At 67.6% G+C, this 13,058-nt stretch carries 14 protein-coding genes; 8 read left to right on the forward strand and 6 right to left on the reverse strand.

The genetic code is table 11. The features are described from left to right. Window position 1 precedes the first annotated feature (1 nt). From ABD255_RS40315 to ABD255_RS40330, 4 genes are all read right to left on the reverse strand, one after another. Window positions 2-994 carry a TIGR03842 family LLM class F420-dependent oxidoreductase gene (locus ABD255_RS40315; protein ID WP_344222112.1) on the reverse strand — a complete coding sequence of 331 codons (993 nt, stop codon included), beginning with the start codon at window positions 992-994 and terminating at the stop codon, window positions 2-4. Window positions 995-1,005: 11 nt separating this feature from the next. Beyond that, window positions 1,006-2,412 (reverse strand): dihydropyrimidinase, encoded by a 1,407-nt coding sequence (gene hydA / locus ABD255_RS40320; protein ID WP_344222113.1) that lies wholly within the window; start codon window positions 2,410-2,412, stop codon window positions 1,006-1,008. Window positions 2,413-2,431: 19 nt separating this feature from the next. Continuing rightward, window positions 2,432-3,274, reverse strand: a complete 843-nt coding sequence (locus ABD255_RS40325) for a nitrilase-related carbon-nitrogen hydrolase (protein WP_344222114.1) — start codon at window positions 3,272-3,274, stop codon at window positions 2,432-2,434. A gap of 299 nt (window positions 3,275-3,573) precedes the next feature. Further along, window positions 3,574-3,759 (reverse strand): hypothetical protein, encoded by a 186-nt coding sequence (locus ABD255_RS40330; RefSeq protein WP_344222116.1) that lies wholly within the window; start codon window positions 3,757-3,759, stop codon window positions 3,574-3,576. A gap of 100 nt (window positions 3,760-3,859) precedes the next feature. On the opposite strand from ABD255_RS40330, the gene ABD255_RS40335 reads away from it, so the two are divergent. Then, window positions 3,860-4,324: an SRPBCC family protein gene (locus tag ABD255_RS40335; protein WP_344222117.1), complete on the forward strand. Its 465-nt coding sequence runs from the start codon at window positions 3,860-3,862 to the stop codon at window positions 4,322-4,324. Beyond that, window positions 4,321-4,866: a TetR/AcrR family transcriptional regulator gene (locus tag ABD255_RS40340; protein ID WP_344222118.1), complete on the forward strand. Its 546-nt coding sequence runs from the start codon at window positions 4,321-4,323 to the stop codon at window positions 4,864-4,866. Before ABD255_RS40335 ends, ABD255_RS40340 begins: the two co-directional genes overlap by 4 nt. Here the strand turns inward: ABD255_RS40340 and ABD255_RS40345 are convergent. After that, entirely contained in the window at window positions 4,850-6,019 is a 1,170-nt protein-coding gene (locus ABD255_RS40345) for a serpin family protein (protein ID WP_344222119.1), read from the reverse strand. The two genes, ABD255_RS40340 and ABD255_RS40345, sit on opposite strands and share 17 nt — an antisense overlap. A gap of 176 nt (window positions 6,020-6,195) precedes the next feature. Here ABD255_RS40345 and ABD255_RS40350 point away from each other — a divergent pair, with 176 nt between their 5' ends. The 3 genes from ABD255_RS40350 to ybiA are packed head-to-tail and all read left to right on the forward strand — an operon-like array spanning window position 6,196 to window position 8,572. Further along, a complete protein-coding gene (locus ABD255_RS40350; protein ID WP_344222120.1) occupies window positions 6,196-7,281 on the forward strand; it encodes a permease in 1,086 nt (361 codons plus the stop codon). Continuing rightward, entirely contained in the window at window positions 7,278-8,003 is a 726-nt protein-coding gene (locus tag ABD255_RS40355; RefSeq protein ID WP_344222121.1) for a TIGR03943 family putative permease subunit, read from the forward strand. Before ABD255_RS40350 ends, ABD255_RS40355 begins: the two co-directional genes overlap by 4 nt. Continuing rightward, a complete protein-coding gene (gene ybiA, locus ABD255_RS40360) occupies window positions 8,000-8,572 on the forward strand; it encodes a riboflavin biosynthesis intermediates N-glycosidase (protein WP_344222122.1) in 573 nt (190 codons plus the stop codon). Before ABD255_RS40355 ends, ybiA begins: the two co-directional genes overlap by 4 nt. Here ybiA and ABD255_RS40365 read toward each other — a convergent pair. After that, entirely contained in the window at window positions 8,544-9,455 is a 912-nt protein-coding gene (locus tag ABD255_RS40365) for an EamA family transporter (RefSeq protein WP_344222123.1), read from the reverse strand. The genes ybiA and ABD255_RS40365 overlap by 29 nt on opposite strands. 73 nt (window positions 9,456-9,528) lie before the next feature. On the opposite strand from ABD255_RS40365, the gene ABD255_RS40370 reads away from it, so the two are divergent. The 3 genes from ABD255_RS40370 (at window position 9,529) to ABD255_RS40380 (ending at window position 13,056) form a co-directional block, all read left to right on the forward strand. Continuing rightward, window positions 9,529-10,437 carry a LysR family transcriptional regulator gene (locus tag ABD255_RS40370; RefSeq protein WP_344222124.1) on the forward strand — a complete coding sequence of 303 codons (909 nt, stop codon included), beginning with the start codon at window positions 9,529-9,531 and terminating at the stop codon, window positions 10,435-10,437. A 174-nt stretch (window positions 10,438-10,611) separates the two neighbouring features. Then, window positions 10,612-12,036, forward strand: coding sequence for a cellulase family glycosylhydrolase (locus ABD255_RS40375; RefSeq protein WP_344222125.1), 1,425 nt, complete (start codon window positions 10,612-10,614; stop codon window positions 12,034-12,036). Between the two features lie 75 nt (window positions 12,037-12,111). After that, complete coding sequence (locus ABD255_RS40380; RefSeq protein ID WP_344222126.1) at window positions 12,112-13,056, forward strand: right-handed parallel beta-helix repeat-containing protein; 945 nt, start codon at window positions 12,112-12,114, stop codon at window positions 13,054-13,056. Window positions 13,057-13,058 lie beyond the last annotated feature (2 nt).

Genomic DNA, 13,058 nt, shown 5'->3' on the forward strand with positions numbered 1-13,058 from the left:
TTCAGAAGGCCGGGATGATGTGCTTGCCGTAGGCCTCGAGGGTCTCTTCCTTGGCGTCGTGCTGCAAGTAGAGGGCGAACTGGTCGACGCCGATCGCCTTCAACTCCTCCAGCTTTGCCAGGTGGTCCTCGACCGGGCCGAGGATGCAGAAGCGGTCGACCACGTCGTCCGGGACGAAGTCGGTGTGGATGTTCCCAGCGCGGCCGTGCTCCGCGTAGTCGTAGCCCTTGCGCCCGGCGATGTAGTCGGTCAGCGCCTTCGGCACGCCACCCGATTCGCCGTACCGGGCGACGATGTCGGCGACGTGGTTGCCGACCATCCCGCCGAACCAGCGGGTCTGGTCGCGCTGGTGCTGCAGATCGTCCCCGACGTACGCGGGGGCCGCCACGCAGAAGGTGATCTTCTCGGGGTCACGACCCGCCTGCTCGGCGGACCGGCGTACGGCGGAGATCATCCAGGCGGCGATGTCGGGGTCGGCGAGCTGGAGGATGTACCCGTCGCCCACCTCGCCGGTGGCCGCGAGCGCCTTCGGCCCGTACGCCGCGACCCAGACCTCGAGCTTGCCGTCCTCGACCCAACTGAACCTGAGCTGCCGGCCGCGGTACTCGACTGTGCGGCCCGCCGCTAGTTCACGGACCACCTCGACGCACTGCTTCAGATCGTCGATCGTGCCCGGCTTGCTGCCGAGCGTGCGCAGCGCGGAGTCGCCGCGGCCGATCCCGCAGACCGTCCGGTTGCCGAACATCTCGTTCAGGGTGGCGAACTGGGACGCGATCACGGTCCAGTCGCGGGTGCCCGGGTTCGTCACCATCGGGCCGACGATCACCCGCTCGGTGGCGGCCAGGATCTGGCTGTAGATGACGAACGGCTCCTGCCAGAGCAGGTGCGAGTCGAACGTCCAGACGTAGCCGAAGCCGGCCTCCTCGGCCTTGCGCGCGAGGTCCACCACCGCGGACGCGGGCGGATCACACTGGAACACCACTCCGAAGTCCACGGCTTCTCCCCTCAGACCAGGTACGACGACAGTCCGCGCTTCAGGTACCTGCCGCGGCCCTTGCGGCCATGGTAGTTGCCGTCGGCCACGATCACCTCGCCGCGCGAGATCACCGTACCCACCCGGCCCTTGATCTCGGTCCCCTCGTAGGCCGAGTAGTCCATGTTCATGTGGTGCGTCTCGACGCCGATCCGGGTGGTCCCGTTCGGGTCGTAGACGACGAGGTCCGCGTCGGAGCCGGGGGCGATGACGCCCTTCCGCGGATAGAGCCCGAACATCCTGGCCGGCGTGGTCGCGATCGTCTCGACCCAGCGCTCCAGCGAGAGCTGCCCATCCACCACGCCTTGGTAGACCAGGTCGACCCGGTGCTCGACGCCGCCGATGCCGTTGGGGATCTTGGAGAAGTCGCCGACGCCGAGGTCCTTCTGGTCCTTGAAGCAGAACGGGCAGTGGTCCGTCGACACGACCGCGAGATCGTTGCTCCGCAGCCCTTTCCACAGGTCCTTGGCGTGCGACTCGTGCTTGCTCCGCAGCGGCGTCGAGCAGACCCACTTGGCCCCCTCGAAACCGGGCGCGCCGAGCTGGTCCTCCAAGGTCAGATAGAGGTACTGCGGGCAGGTCTCGGCGAACACGTTCCTGCCCCGGTCACGTGCCGCGGCAACGGCTTCGAGTGCTCCGCTCGCCGACAGGTGCACGATGTAGAGCGGGGTGTCCTGCGCCACCTCGGCGAGAGCGATCGCCCGGCTGGTCGCCTCGGTCTCCAGCGCCGCCGGCCGGGTGATCCCGTGGTAGATCGGATCCGTCTCACCCCGCGCCAGCGCCTGCTGCACGAGCACGTCGATCGCGATGCCGTTCTCCGCGTGCATCATGATCATCGCGCCGTTCTCCCGCGCGGTCTGCATCGCCCGCAGGATCTGGCCGTCGTCGGAGTAGAAGACGCCCGGATAGGCCATGAACAGCTTGAAGCTGGTGATGCCCTCGTCGGCGACGAGTTGATCCATCGCCTTCAGCGCGTCGTCGTCGACGCCACCCAGGATCATGTGGAACGCGTAGTCGATGTGGCAGTTGCCGTCGGCCTTGGCATGCCAGGCGGCCAGCCCGTCCTGGACGACCTCCCCGGTCTTCTGGACGGCGAAGTCGATGATGGTGGTGGTGCCACCCCAGGCGGCGGCCGCCGTACCGGTGTCGAAGGTGTCGCTGGCCGCAGTACCGCCGAAGGGCAGTTCCATGTGCGTGTGCGCGTCGATCCCACCCGGGATCACGTATTTACCGGTGGCATCGACCACGTCGGCCGCCTGGATCGACGCGCTGTACGCCGGATCGAGCAGCGCGACGATCTTCTCGCCCTCGACCAGGACGTCGGCCGGCTGCGCACCGGTCGGCCCGATGACGGTTCCACCCTTGACCAGCAACGACATCCTCGGCGCTCCTCGTGGTTTACGGCTTGGTCAGGTCCTCGTACGCGTCCGGCCGGCGATCCCGGTAGAACTGCCACCGGTCCCGCACCTGGTCGAGCAACCCGAGATCCAGGTCCCGCACGATCAGCTCGGGGTCGTAGTCATGCCCGACGTCGCCGACGAACTTCCCCTCCGGGTCGACGAAGTACGACGTACCGTAGAAGTCGTTCTCGCCGTAGTCGGACTCGATCCCGACCCGGTTGATCGCCCCGATGAAGTACTCGTTGGCCACCGCCGAGGCCGGCTGCTCCAGCTTCCACAGGTACGACGACAACCCGCGGTGGGTGGCCGACGGGTTGAACACGATCTTCGCGCCGTTGAGCCCGAGCGCCCGCCACCCTTCCGGGAAGTGCCGGTCGTAGCAGATGTAGACGCCGATCCGTCCCACGGCGGTGTCGAACACCGGATACCCGAGGTTCCCCGGCCGGAAGTAGAACTTCTCCCAGAAGCCCTTGACCTGCGGGATGTGGTTCTTCCGGTACTTCCCCAGATACTTGCCATCAGCATCGATCACCGCGGCCGTGTTGTAGAGCACCCCCGGCTGCTCCTGCTCGTACACCGGCAGCACCATCACCATGCCCAGCTCCTTGGCCAGCGCCTGGAACCTCTCCACGGTCGGCCCGGGAACACTCTCGGCGTACTCGTAGAACTTGGGATCCTGCAACTGGCAGAAGTACGGCCCGTAGAACAGCTCCTGGAAGCAGATGACCTTCGCCCCCTGCGCCGCCGCCTGCCGCGCGTACTCCTCGTGCGCCTTGATCATCGACTCCTGGTCCCCAGTCCAGTTCGTCTGCACCAACGCCGCCCTGACAACCTCCGCCATAGCAACCTCCCTAGCCGAGCCCCCATGCTCGCTCCGCTCCCACCTCCCCGTCAACGATTCCCCGGAAACCGATCCGGCGGCATACCAGTCGTCCCACTGGTATGCCGCCGTCCGTCGCGGACCGGAAGATCGACGACTACCCCGGACGGCAGTGACATCAGCATTCCCGCCACGATCGTGGCGGACCGCCAGGGAAGTTGCCAGCGGCATCAATCTTGGCTTCACCGGGCCGGCCCGAGGGGTCGACGAAGACCCGTACGACGTGGACGTCGACGGTCGCCATCTCTGCGGCTAGTGGCTCAGAGAACGAGGAGTGCGGCGATGATGGCGATCAGGAGGACGCCGCCGCCGACGACTGCGAGCATTCGGCCGTTCACCTTCGGCTCTACCGTCGGCTCGGCCTGGGCCTCGTTGACGAAGGCGCGGAACATCTGGGTGCTCGCTCCCGGGTCCTGCTCGTTGTTCGTGACGTTTTGGTCAGCCATGGCGGAGACCCTACCGGTGCCGCGGACCGCCGCCACTCACCACGGGCCCATCTTGACGGTCATCTCACGCTCCACCCGGATCAGGTGTACCATTTGGTACATGCGCTTCGATCACTCCGTCACAGTCCAGGCCGCACCCGAGAAGGTGTGGGAGATCTTCAGCGACGTCGCCAACTGGCCCGAATGGACGCCGACCATCACCGCGGTCGAGCGGCTCGACGAGGGCCGCATCCATGTCGGCGCGCGGACCCGGATCCGGCAGCCCAAGCTCCCGGTCGCGGTCTGGGAGGTGACGGAACTCATCGAAGGCGAGTACTTCGAATGGGTTTCCCGCGCGCCCGGCGTCAAGACGACCGGCGGCCACCGGGTCACCAGGACCCCCGAGGGCACGGTCGCCACCTCGACGATCATCCAGGAGGGACCGCTCGGCTGGGTGCTCGGAAAGATCCTGGCCAAGCTGACCAAGGAGTACATCGCCATCGAAGGCGAGAGCCTGAAGAGGGTGAGCGAGCAGGCGGCGACCGGCGAGGAAGCACCGGGCGACACGGGTGCCGGACCGGCGTGAGCCGCGACTCGCTTCTCACTGACGCGGTCGAGCACTTCGCCAAGAACGGCATCGGCGACGCCAGCCTCCGGTCCATCGCGACGAGCATCGGGACCAGCCACCGGATGCTGATCTACCACTTCGGCTCCCGCGAGGGCCTGCTGGCCGAGGTGGTCCGTACGGTCGAGGCCCAGCAGCGCGACCTGCTCTCCGCGCTCAGCGCGAAGGATCTCCCGCTCGAGGAGCAGGCCGAGCAGTTCTGGCGCCTCGTCACGGAGGCGGCGCTGATCTACGGCCCGCTGTTCTTCGAACTGTCCGCCCACGCGATGCAGAACCTGCCACACACCGAGGCACTCAAAGCAGACCTGATCAATGTCTGGCTGCCACCGCTGACCGAGATCTGCATCCGCGCCGGCCTGCCGCCGGACGAGGCTCCCGCCTACGCGAGACTCGGCCTGGCGGCCTCCCGCGGACTGCTCTTCGACCTCCTACTGACCGGCGACCGCCAAGGCGTCGACGAGGCCTCCGCCCTCCTCAACCGACTGTTCACTCTGGCTCGGTAGGCCGATCGATCCAGCCCGCCACGACCGGCAGCCGCGACTCCCGATGGACCGCGACGAACCCGAACGGCCGATCGAGCGAGACATCCAGCCGCAACGCCCGGTTCATCGGCATCGACGCGCGCATCAGCCCGATGGCCGTCACCGCGGCCGCCTCGAAACCGGTCGCGAAGAACCGGGCGAGAACGGTCTGCTTGGCCTGACCGACCACCAGTTGCTCCGGGCTGATCGCGCTGAAGTGCCCGCTCCCGGAGGGCTGCGAGGTCACCGCCGACAACCCGAACAGCTCCCGGTTCGCCAGCAGGTCGTGCTCGACCTTCACGTTGAACGCAGGCAGCGACAGCTTCACCTCCGGCGCGGCCGAGGTCGTCTGGCCGATCGTGACCCCCGGCGCGACCTCCTGCCCCGGCTCACCCCGCTCGATCAACGCACTGCCCGACTGCCCATCCCCCGGCTTCAGCGAAGCAGCAAGCAACCCACCCAGTACTACGGCCTGCCGCGCCCCGGCTGACCCGATCCCCAGCAACACATCCACATCCGCATCACCCGCGACGGTCACCACCGTCAACCCGTCGTACACGCGAACCCTGTCCAACTCCGCGTCGGTCCGATCGAGCCAATGCCACGAGCCACCCGCCCACGGCCCGTCGTACACCTGCTTGATCTGCTCCTTGAACGGCCGCACCCAGGTGGTCCGCAAAGACAAAGCAGAAGCCAGTACTACGGCCAGGTCCGGCGTCACCTCGAGGGGCATCTCCCGGATCAGGCCATCCGTGTGCTCCGCGGCCCAGGCGTCCAGCTTCGCCTTGTCGCCGGTCAGGTCACCCGTCAGAGTCCCCGTAAGCACGGCCGGGATCACGCTGTCGAACGACTCGCTGAGTTTGAGCTGCTCGTGCACCCAAACCCCGAGTGCGGCGTGCAGGTCAGCAGCGGAGTCGACGGTGTCCATCAACTCGACAGCCTTGGCCGCACCAGCTGAGGCCGATACCCCCGCCGCTGCCGCGAGCTCGGCCCGGCCCGGTTCGTCGGCGGCGGTCGCGAGCAGCGCGAGCAACGGCCACAACCCGAGCCCCGACACGACGGTGTTACCGGGCTGCAGTTCCTTCGCCCAGCGAGAGGTGAGGGTGTTGACGGCTTCCACGACGTCGGCATCCATACCGACCACCCTGCCACGCGACCGGTCAGAGCACCTGCCGGAAGCCGTGCCGCGACCGGTCGGGTCCAAGCCTCGGCCGAAGCATCACGACTATTCGGCGGAATGACGGTGATTTCCATTTCACCGGAGCGCTGAGTGCTCGTCCGGGCGCACTGTGCTGTGTCAGGATGCCGCCCATGAGCACGCCCGCCGACTCCGCCGAGGCCACGGAGGACCGGGATTCCGCCGCCACGACGGCAGATCCCGGACCACCGGTAGGCCCGCCTCCCGCGTCCTCCGAGCAGCCCAAGGAAGAGAAGGAACCGGCCGGATCGTCGATCGCGTTCACCGCGACGCTGATCCTCCTGGTCGGCCTCGCGCTGTTCGGCCGGCCGATCTTCGCCGGTCTCTTCACCGACGACGGGGTCCGGACCTGGGCGACGATGTTCGTCGGGGTCACGGTTCAGGCGCTGCCGTTCCTGGTGCTGGGCGTACTGCTCTCGGCCGCGCTCACCGCGTTCGTGCCCGCGTCCTTCTTCGCGAAGGCGCTCCCCAAGCACCCGGCGCTCGCAGTACCGGTGGCCAGCGCGTCCGGCGTGATCCTGCCGGGGTGTGAGTGCGCGTCCGTGCCGGTCTCGGCCGCGCTGATGAACCGCGGGGTCACGCCTGCCGCGGCGATCGCCTTCCTGCTCTCCGCGCCGGCGATCAATCCCGTCGTACTGGCCTCCACGGCGGTCGCGTTCCCCGGCCAGCCGAAGGTGGTCGTCGCTCGCGCGGTGGCCTCGATCGCGATCTCGATGACCCTCGGCTGGCTGTGGCTGCTGACCGGCAAGGGCAGTTCCTGGCTGAAGATCCCGAAGAACCGGCATGCCGAGGGAACCGCCAAGCTCGAGGTGTTCCGCTCGTCGATGCTGCACGACTTCCTGCACGCGGGCGGCTTCCTGGTCGTCGGTGCCGCGGCCGCCGCCACGCTGAACGTCGTCGTACCGCGTGAGTGGCTGGACCACGTGGCGAGCAACCTGCTGCTCTCGGTCGTGGTGCTCGGCCTGCTCGCAGTACTGCTGGCCATCTGTTCCGAGGCCGACGCGTTCGTCGCGGCGAGCCTGACCCAGTTCTCGCTGACCGCCCGGCTCGCGTTCATGGTGGTCGGCCCGGTCGTCGACGTGAAGTTGATCGCGCTGCAGGCCGGTACCTTCGGGCCGAGGTTCGCGATCAGATTCGCCCCGGCCACCTTCGTGGTGGCGATCCTGTCCAGTCTTCTCGTCGGGTGGTGGCTGCTGTGAGGCGTAACGTCGCGGGTCTGGTCGTCGTGTTCGTCGGGGCCGCGGTCGTGCAACTCGCGATCTCGAACACGTATCTGCGCTATGTGAAGCCCGGGATGCGCTGGATGCTGCTCGCGGCCGGCGTGATTCTGATCGTTCTCGCGGTGGCCGATGTTCTTGCCGACACCCGCAAGAAGCCCGCCGGCGACGAAGCCCATGACCACGGCGACGACGGCCACGGCCACCACGGCCTGCCCCGCGCGGCCTGGCTGCTGCTGATCCCGGTCTTCGCCCTCCTCGTCGTCGACCCCCCGGCGCTCGGCGCGGACGCGGCCCAGCGGCAGTCCCCGGTCGCCGCGAAGCCGGTCGCCCCGAAGGGCCAGTCGTGGCTCGCGGACAGCGCCCAGAGCGACACCCCCGTACCGCTGGCCGTGCGGGACTACGCGGTCTGGGCCGTCTGGGAGAAGGAGAGCATGAAGGGCCGCAACTTCCAGTTGACCGGGTTCGTCACGCCGGGCAAGAACGGCACCTGGTACGTCTCCCGGATCGGCCTGACCTGCTGTGTGGCCGACGGGACCGCTTTCATGGTGGAGGCGCGCGGCCAGACCGCGCCACCGAAGAACCAGTGGGTGACCGTGACCGGTGAGTGGGCCGAGCCGACCAAGCGGGCCGACGGTGACGTCGCCGCGCTGACCGTAACCGGCGTGCAAAATGTCACCCCGCCTGCTAATCAGTACGAGTGACGTCTCGTACTCCGTTGTCCACCGCCGACCTGCTCGAAGGTCTGGCGGCCGGCAAGCGCTACAAGTACGTGTTCTTCTGGGGTGACACTCCAGCGCGCGACGGCGAGGTCGACAAGAGTTGCCTGAGCCAGTGGTTCGTGGCGCCGTCCACGGTGGACGGCGTTCGTTATGCCACCGCCGAGCACTGGATGATGGCTGGCAAGGCGCGGCTGTTCGGCGATGACCAGGCCGCGGCCAAGGTGATCGCGGCCGGGCATCCCAGCGAGGCCAAGGCGATCGGCCGGACTGTCAGTGGTTTCGACACCGACAAGTGGCAGCAGCACCGCTTCGAACTGGTGGTCGAGGGTAACGTCCACAAGTTCGGTCAGAACCAGCCCTTGCTCGACTACCTGCTCGGCACGGGTGACCGCGTCCTGGTCGAGGCAAGCCCGGTAGACCGCATCTGGGGCATCGGCCTGGCGGCCGGCGACGAACGCGCCGAGCACCCGGCCGAGTGGCGCGGCCTCAACCTTCTCGGCTTCGCGCTGATGCAAGCCCGCCTCAAACTCGCTGATACGCACTCTCGGTAAGCACGCGCTCGGGTACTGCCTTGTGCGGAGTTCGCCTGCGGATCACCGTGCAGGCCATGCCGCCCATGATCAGCGCGGCCGCGATCGCCTGCTGCAGGCCGACCGTCTCACCGCGGAGTACCCAGGCCGCTCCCATCCCGACCACCGGGACCAGCAAGGAGAACGGCGCGACGGTGCTCGCGTCGTACTGGCGGAGCAGGAAACCCCAGACTCCGAAGCCGAACAGCGTGGCCACGAAGGCAAGGAAGCCGATCGCCCCTGCTCCGGTCAGGCTGATGTTGCGCAAGGCATCCACATCGTTGCCGACACCTTCGGTCAGCATCGAGAGCCCCAGCAGCGGAAGAACCGCGACCGCGCTCACCCAGACCATGAACCGCAAAGTGTCCTTGGGCTTGGCGTGCCGGGTAACGGTGTTCGAGACTCCCCAGGACATGCCCGCCACGATCACCAGCGCCAGCGCTCCGACCGGCGCCCCGAGACCGCGATCGAGCAGGATCAGCACCATCCCCGCGCAGGCGATCGCGATCCCGGCCACCTGGGTCCGGCGCGGCCGCTCCCGCAGCACCAGTACTGCGAACAGCACCGTGAAGATCACCTGGCTCTGCAGCACCAGCGAAGCCAGTCCGGCCGGAACGCCGTGGTCCATCGCGAGGAAGAGCAGGCCGAACTTCGCCACCCCGAGGGCCAGGCCGACCGCGATCACGTACCGCCAGGCGACCCGCGGCCGGCCGAGCAGGAAGATCGCCGGGACCGCCGCGAAGAAGAACCGCAGCGCGGAGAACAGCAACGGCGGAAAGCCTTCCAGACCGACCTCGATGACGACGAAGTTGACGCCCCAGATGACCACGACGACAAGGGCGAGCAGCACGTGACGAGGGTTCATGAGCTCCAGTCTGGGTTGGTCTACAGTTAAGGACTAGCGAAGATTGCTACCGCTGACACTGTAGGAGTGCTAAATGATGGATCTCGGCCGACTTCGAGCACTGCATGCCGTCGCGATCTACGGCTCCGTCGGCAGCGCGGCGGATGCCCTCGGCTACACCCCCTCCGCGATCTCCCAGCAACTGGCCAAACTGGAGCGCGAGACCCGGACCACGCTGATCGAACGACGCGGCCGCGGCATCGTCCTCACCGACGCGGCGCGGCAGTTGGCAGCCACCGCCTCGCAGGTCCTGCAACTCGTCGAGGACGCCGAACTGACCCTCGAGGAGCAACGCGGCCAGGCGATCGGGTCGCTCCACCTCGCCGCGTTCCCGACCGCCGCGCGCGGGCTGCTGCCCGCAGTACTGCCGAGGCTGATCGACGAGAATCCCGCCCTCGACGTGCGGCTGAGCGAGATCGATCCTTTCGAGGCGGTCTCCGCGGTGGCGCGCGGCGAGTTCCACATCGCGGTCGTGCACGACTGGCACAACACTCCCCTCGCCCTCCCCGACGAACTGTCCCGGGTGAAACTCGGTTCGGACCCGGCCGACGTCCTGCTCCCTGCGACCCACCGCCTGGCGGGCAAGGAGTTCGTCCGCGCCGACGACCTGGTCGGCGAACGCTGGGTCTGCCAGCCGGTCGGGACGATCTGCCACGACTGGCTGGTCCGGACGATGCGCAAGGCCGGTGTGGAACCAGACGTCGTCTACTCGGTCGCGGAGTACCAGACCCAACTCGCGCTGCTCGCCCGTGGCGTCGGGATCGGCCTGCTCCCACGGCTCGGCCGAGGAACCCTGCCGGACGGAGTGGTCGTAGTACCGCTGCAACCGGCGCCGAGCCGCCGCCTGTACGCCGTCTGGCGCACCGCCACCGCCCGCCGCCCCGCCATCGCCGTCACCCTCGCCGCCCTCAAAGCCGGCTGGAAGAACCGCGACACCGCCTGACTCGGGCCGGTCCGACCCGGCGAACCAACGGCGCGGTAGATTGTTCACTCCTCGCGACCGATTGACAGCAAGCTGCATCAGCGCTAAGTTCCGGGAAATCTATTAGGAAACTTTCCTAATGATCAGCAGTCCTCACTCCGTCCCCGCCCCGACGCAGTAGGAGGCAGTCCCGCGATGAAGCTTTCCCGATGGTGTGCGCTGGCAGCCGGCGGCGCGCTGGCCGCGACCGCTCTGGTCATGACCGCCGCCGCCCCCAGTTCCGCCGCCCCCGTCCGCTACGAATCCGAATCGGCCACCATCTCCCAGGGCGTCGCCGAGTCGAACCACGCCGGCTTCACCGGTACCGGGTTCGTCAACTTCGACAACGTCACCGGCAGTTCGGTGGAGTACACGGTGAACGCGCCCAGCGCCGGCCCGTACTCGCTCACCTTCCGCTACGCCAACGGCACCACCACCAACCGCCCGCTCGACGTGACCGTGAACGGCACGCTGGCCGCGGACGACCTGGCCTTCCCCGGCACCGGCGCCTGGACCTCGTACCAGACCGTCACCGCGAACGCGACGCTGGTCGCCGGCACCAACAAGATCAAGACCACCGCGGTCACCGCCAACGGCGGCCCGAACGCGGACTCGCTGACCCTCGACACGGTCACCGCCGCCGGTACTCCGGTCGGCATCAACGGCCAGTTGCGCGTCTGCGGCACCAAGCTCTGCAACCAGTACGGCAAGCCCATCCAGCTCCGCGGGATGAGCACGCACGGCCTGCAGTGGTACGCCAACTGCGTCAAGACCGCGTCGCTGGACGCGCTGGCGACGGACTGGAAGGCCGACATCCTGCGCATCTCGATGTACGTGCAGGAGGGCGGCTACGAGACCGACCCGCGCCGGTTCACCGACATGGTGCACGGCTACATCGAGGAAGCCACCAAGCGCGGCATGTATGCCCTGGTCGACTGGCACCAACTCACCCCGGGTGACCCGAACGCCAACCTGAGCCGGGCCAAGACGTTCTTCACCGAGATCGCCGACCGGCACAAGAACAAGAACAACATCATCTACGACATCGCGAACGAGCCGAACGGCGTCAGCTGGGCCGGCATCAAGTCGTACGCCGAGCAGATGATCCCGGTGATCCGGGCCAAGGACCCCGACGGCGTCGTCTTCGTCGGCACCCACGGCTGGGCCTCGCTGGGGATCTCGGACGGCCGGACCGAGTCCGACATCGTCAGCAACCCGATCAACGCGACGAACTTCATGTACACGTTCCACTTCTACGCCGCGTCGCACCAGAACGAGTACTTCGACGCCCTGTCCCGGGCGGCCGACAAGATCCCGCTGTTCGTCACCGAGTTCGGCACCCAGGAGTACACCGGTGACGGCCCGAACGACTTCACCTACTCGCAGAAGTACCTCGACTTCCTGGCCAGCAAGAAGATCGGCTGGACCAACTGGAACTTCTCCGACGACTCCCGCTCCGGTGCCGTCTTCAAGCCGGGCACCTGCTCCGGGAGCACCTTCACCGGCACGTCCGTGCTGAAGCCCGCCGGCGTCTGGGTCCGTGACCGGATCCGCACCGCCGACGACTTCCCGACGAGCTAACCCCCCGCGGTCCACCCGGGCCGGCGTACCGCCCCAACGCCGGCCCGGGTCTCTTCCACCTCGAAAGGTCCAGCCATGGGACTGACCAAGTTCTTGCTCCCAGCTGTCCTGATCTCCGTCCTGCTACCGACCGATGCCGTGGCCGCGACGATCGACGTCCGCACGGCCGCGCAACTCAAGACGGCACTCGGCAACGCCAAGCCCGGTGACACCATCAAGCTTGCCGACGGCACCTACACCGGCAACTTCAAGACCACCGTCTCCGGTTCCTCCTCAGCACCGATCACTCTCACCGGCAGCGCCAAGGCCGTACTGACCGCCGGCGGCGGCTACGGCCTGCACCTGAACGGCGCGAGCCACTGGCTGGTGAAGGAAATCACCGTCACCGGTGGCCAGAAGGGCATCATGATCGACAGCGCGACCCGCGTGACGATCGACGGTGTCACCGTGCACGGCCTCGACATGGAAGGTGTGCACTTCCGCAAGAGCAGCACCTACGGCACGATCAAGAACTCCACCATCTACGACACCGGCAACGACGGCCGCGGCATGGGCGAGGGAGTGTACGTCGGCAGCGCCGGCGGCACCTCGGACAAGTCGGACCACGTCCAGATCCTCGACAACACGATCGGGCCTGACGTCGGCGGCGAGGCGATCGACCTGAAAGAGGGCACCACCGGCGGCCGCGTCGCCGGCAACACCTTCGACGGTCGCGGGCTGACCGGCGCCAACTACGACGACAGCTGGATCGATGTCAAGGGCAACAATTATCTGATCGAGAACAACACCGGCAAGAACACCACCAACAACGGGTTCGAGACCCACACCCAGCAATCCGGCTGGGGCTGCGGGACCGTCTTCCGCGACAACCACTCGGACCTGACCGGGGCGACCGGCTCCGGGCGGTACGCGTTCAACATCACCAACTACAACGCGTCCAGCTGCAAGGTGACGATCGACCGCAGCAACACCGTCACCGGCGGCCGCGGCCTGGCCAACCCCGGCATTCCGATCGGCTGAGA

It is taken from the genome of Kribbella sancticallisti (assembly GCF_039530625.1).
Classification (GTDB): Bacteria; Actinomycetota; Actinomycetes; order Propionibacteriales; family Kribbellaceae; genus Kribbella; species Kribbella sancticallisti.

What these genes read in the sequence shown, in the direction of transcription:
- hydA (WP_344222113.1), bottom strand. Translation starts at nt 2,412, where the DNA reads ATGTCGTTGCTGGTCAAGGGTGGAACCGTCATCGGGCCGACCGGTGCG.
- ABD255_RS40325 (WP_344222114.1), bottom strand. Translation starts at nt 3,274, where the DNA reads ATGGCGGAGGTTGTCAGGGCGGCGTTGGTGCAGACGAACTGGACTGGG.
- ABD255_RS40330 (WP_344222116.1), bottom strand. Translation starts at nt 3,759, where the DNA reads ATGGCTGACCAAAACGTCACGAACAACGAGCAGGACCCGGGAGCGAGC.
- ABD255_RS40335 (WP_344222117.1), top strand. Translation starts at nt 3,860, where the DNA reads ATGCGCTTCGATCACTCCGTCACAGTCCAGGCCGCACCCGAGAAGGTG.
- ABD255_RS40345 (WP_344222119.1), bottom strand. Translation starts at nt 6,019, where the DNA reads ATGGATGCCGACGTCGTGGAAGCCGTCAACACCCTCACCTCTCGCTGG.
- ABD255_RS40350 (WP_344222120.1), top strand. Translation starts at nt 6,196, where the DNA reads ATGAGCACGCCCGCCGACTCCGCCGAGGCCACGGAGGACCGGGATTCC.
- ABD255_RS40365 (WP_344222123.1), bottom strand. Translation starts at nt 9,455, where the DNA reads ATGAACCCTCGTCACGTGCTGCTCGCCCTTGTCGTCGTGGTCATCTGG.
- ABD255_RS40370 (WP_344222124.1), top strand. Translation starts at nt 9,529, where the DNA reads ATGATGGATCTCGGCCGACTTCGAGCACTGCATGCCGTCGCGATCTAC.
- ABD255_RS40375 (WP_344222125.1), top strand. Translation starts at nt 10,612, where the DNA reads ATGAAGCTTTCCCGATGGTGTGCGCTGGCAGCCGGCGGCGCGCTGGCC.
- ABD255_RS40380 (WP_344222126.1), top strand. Translation starts at nt 12,112, where the DNA reads ATGGGACTGACCAAGTTCTTGCTCCCAGCTGTCCTGATCTCCGTCCTG.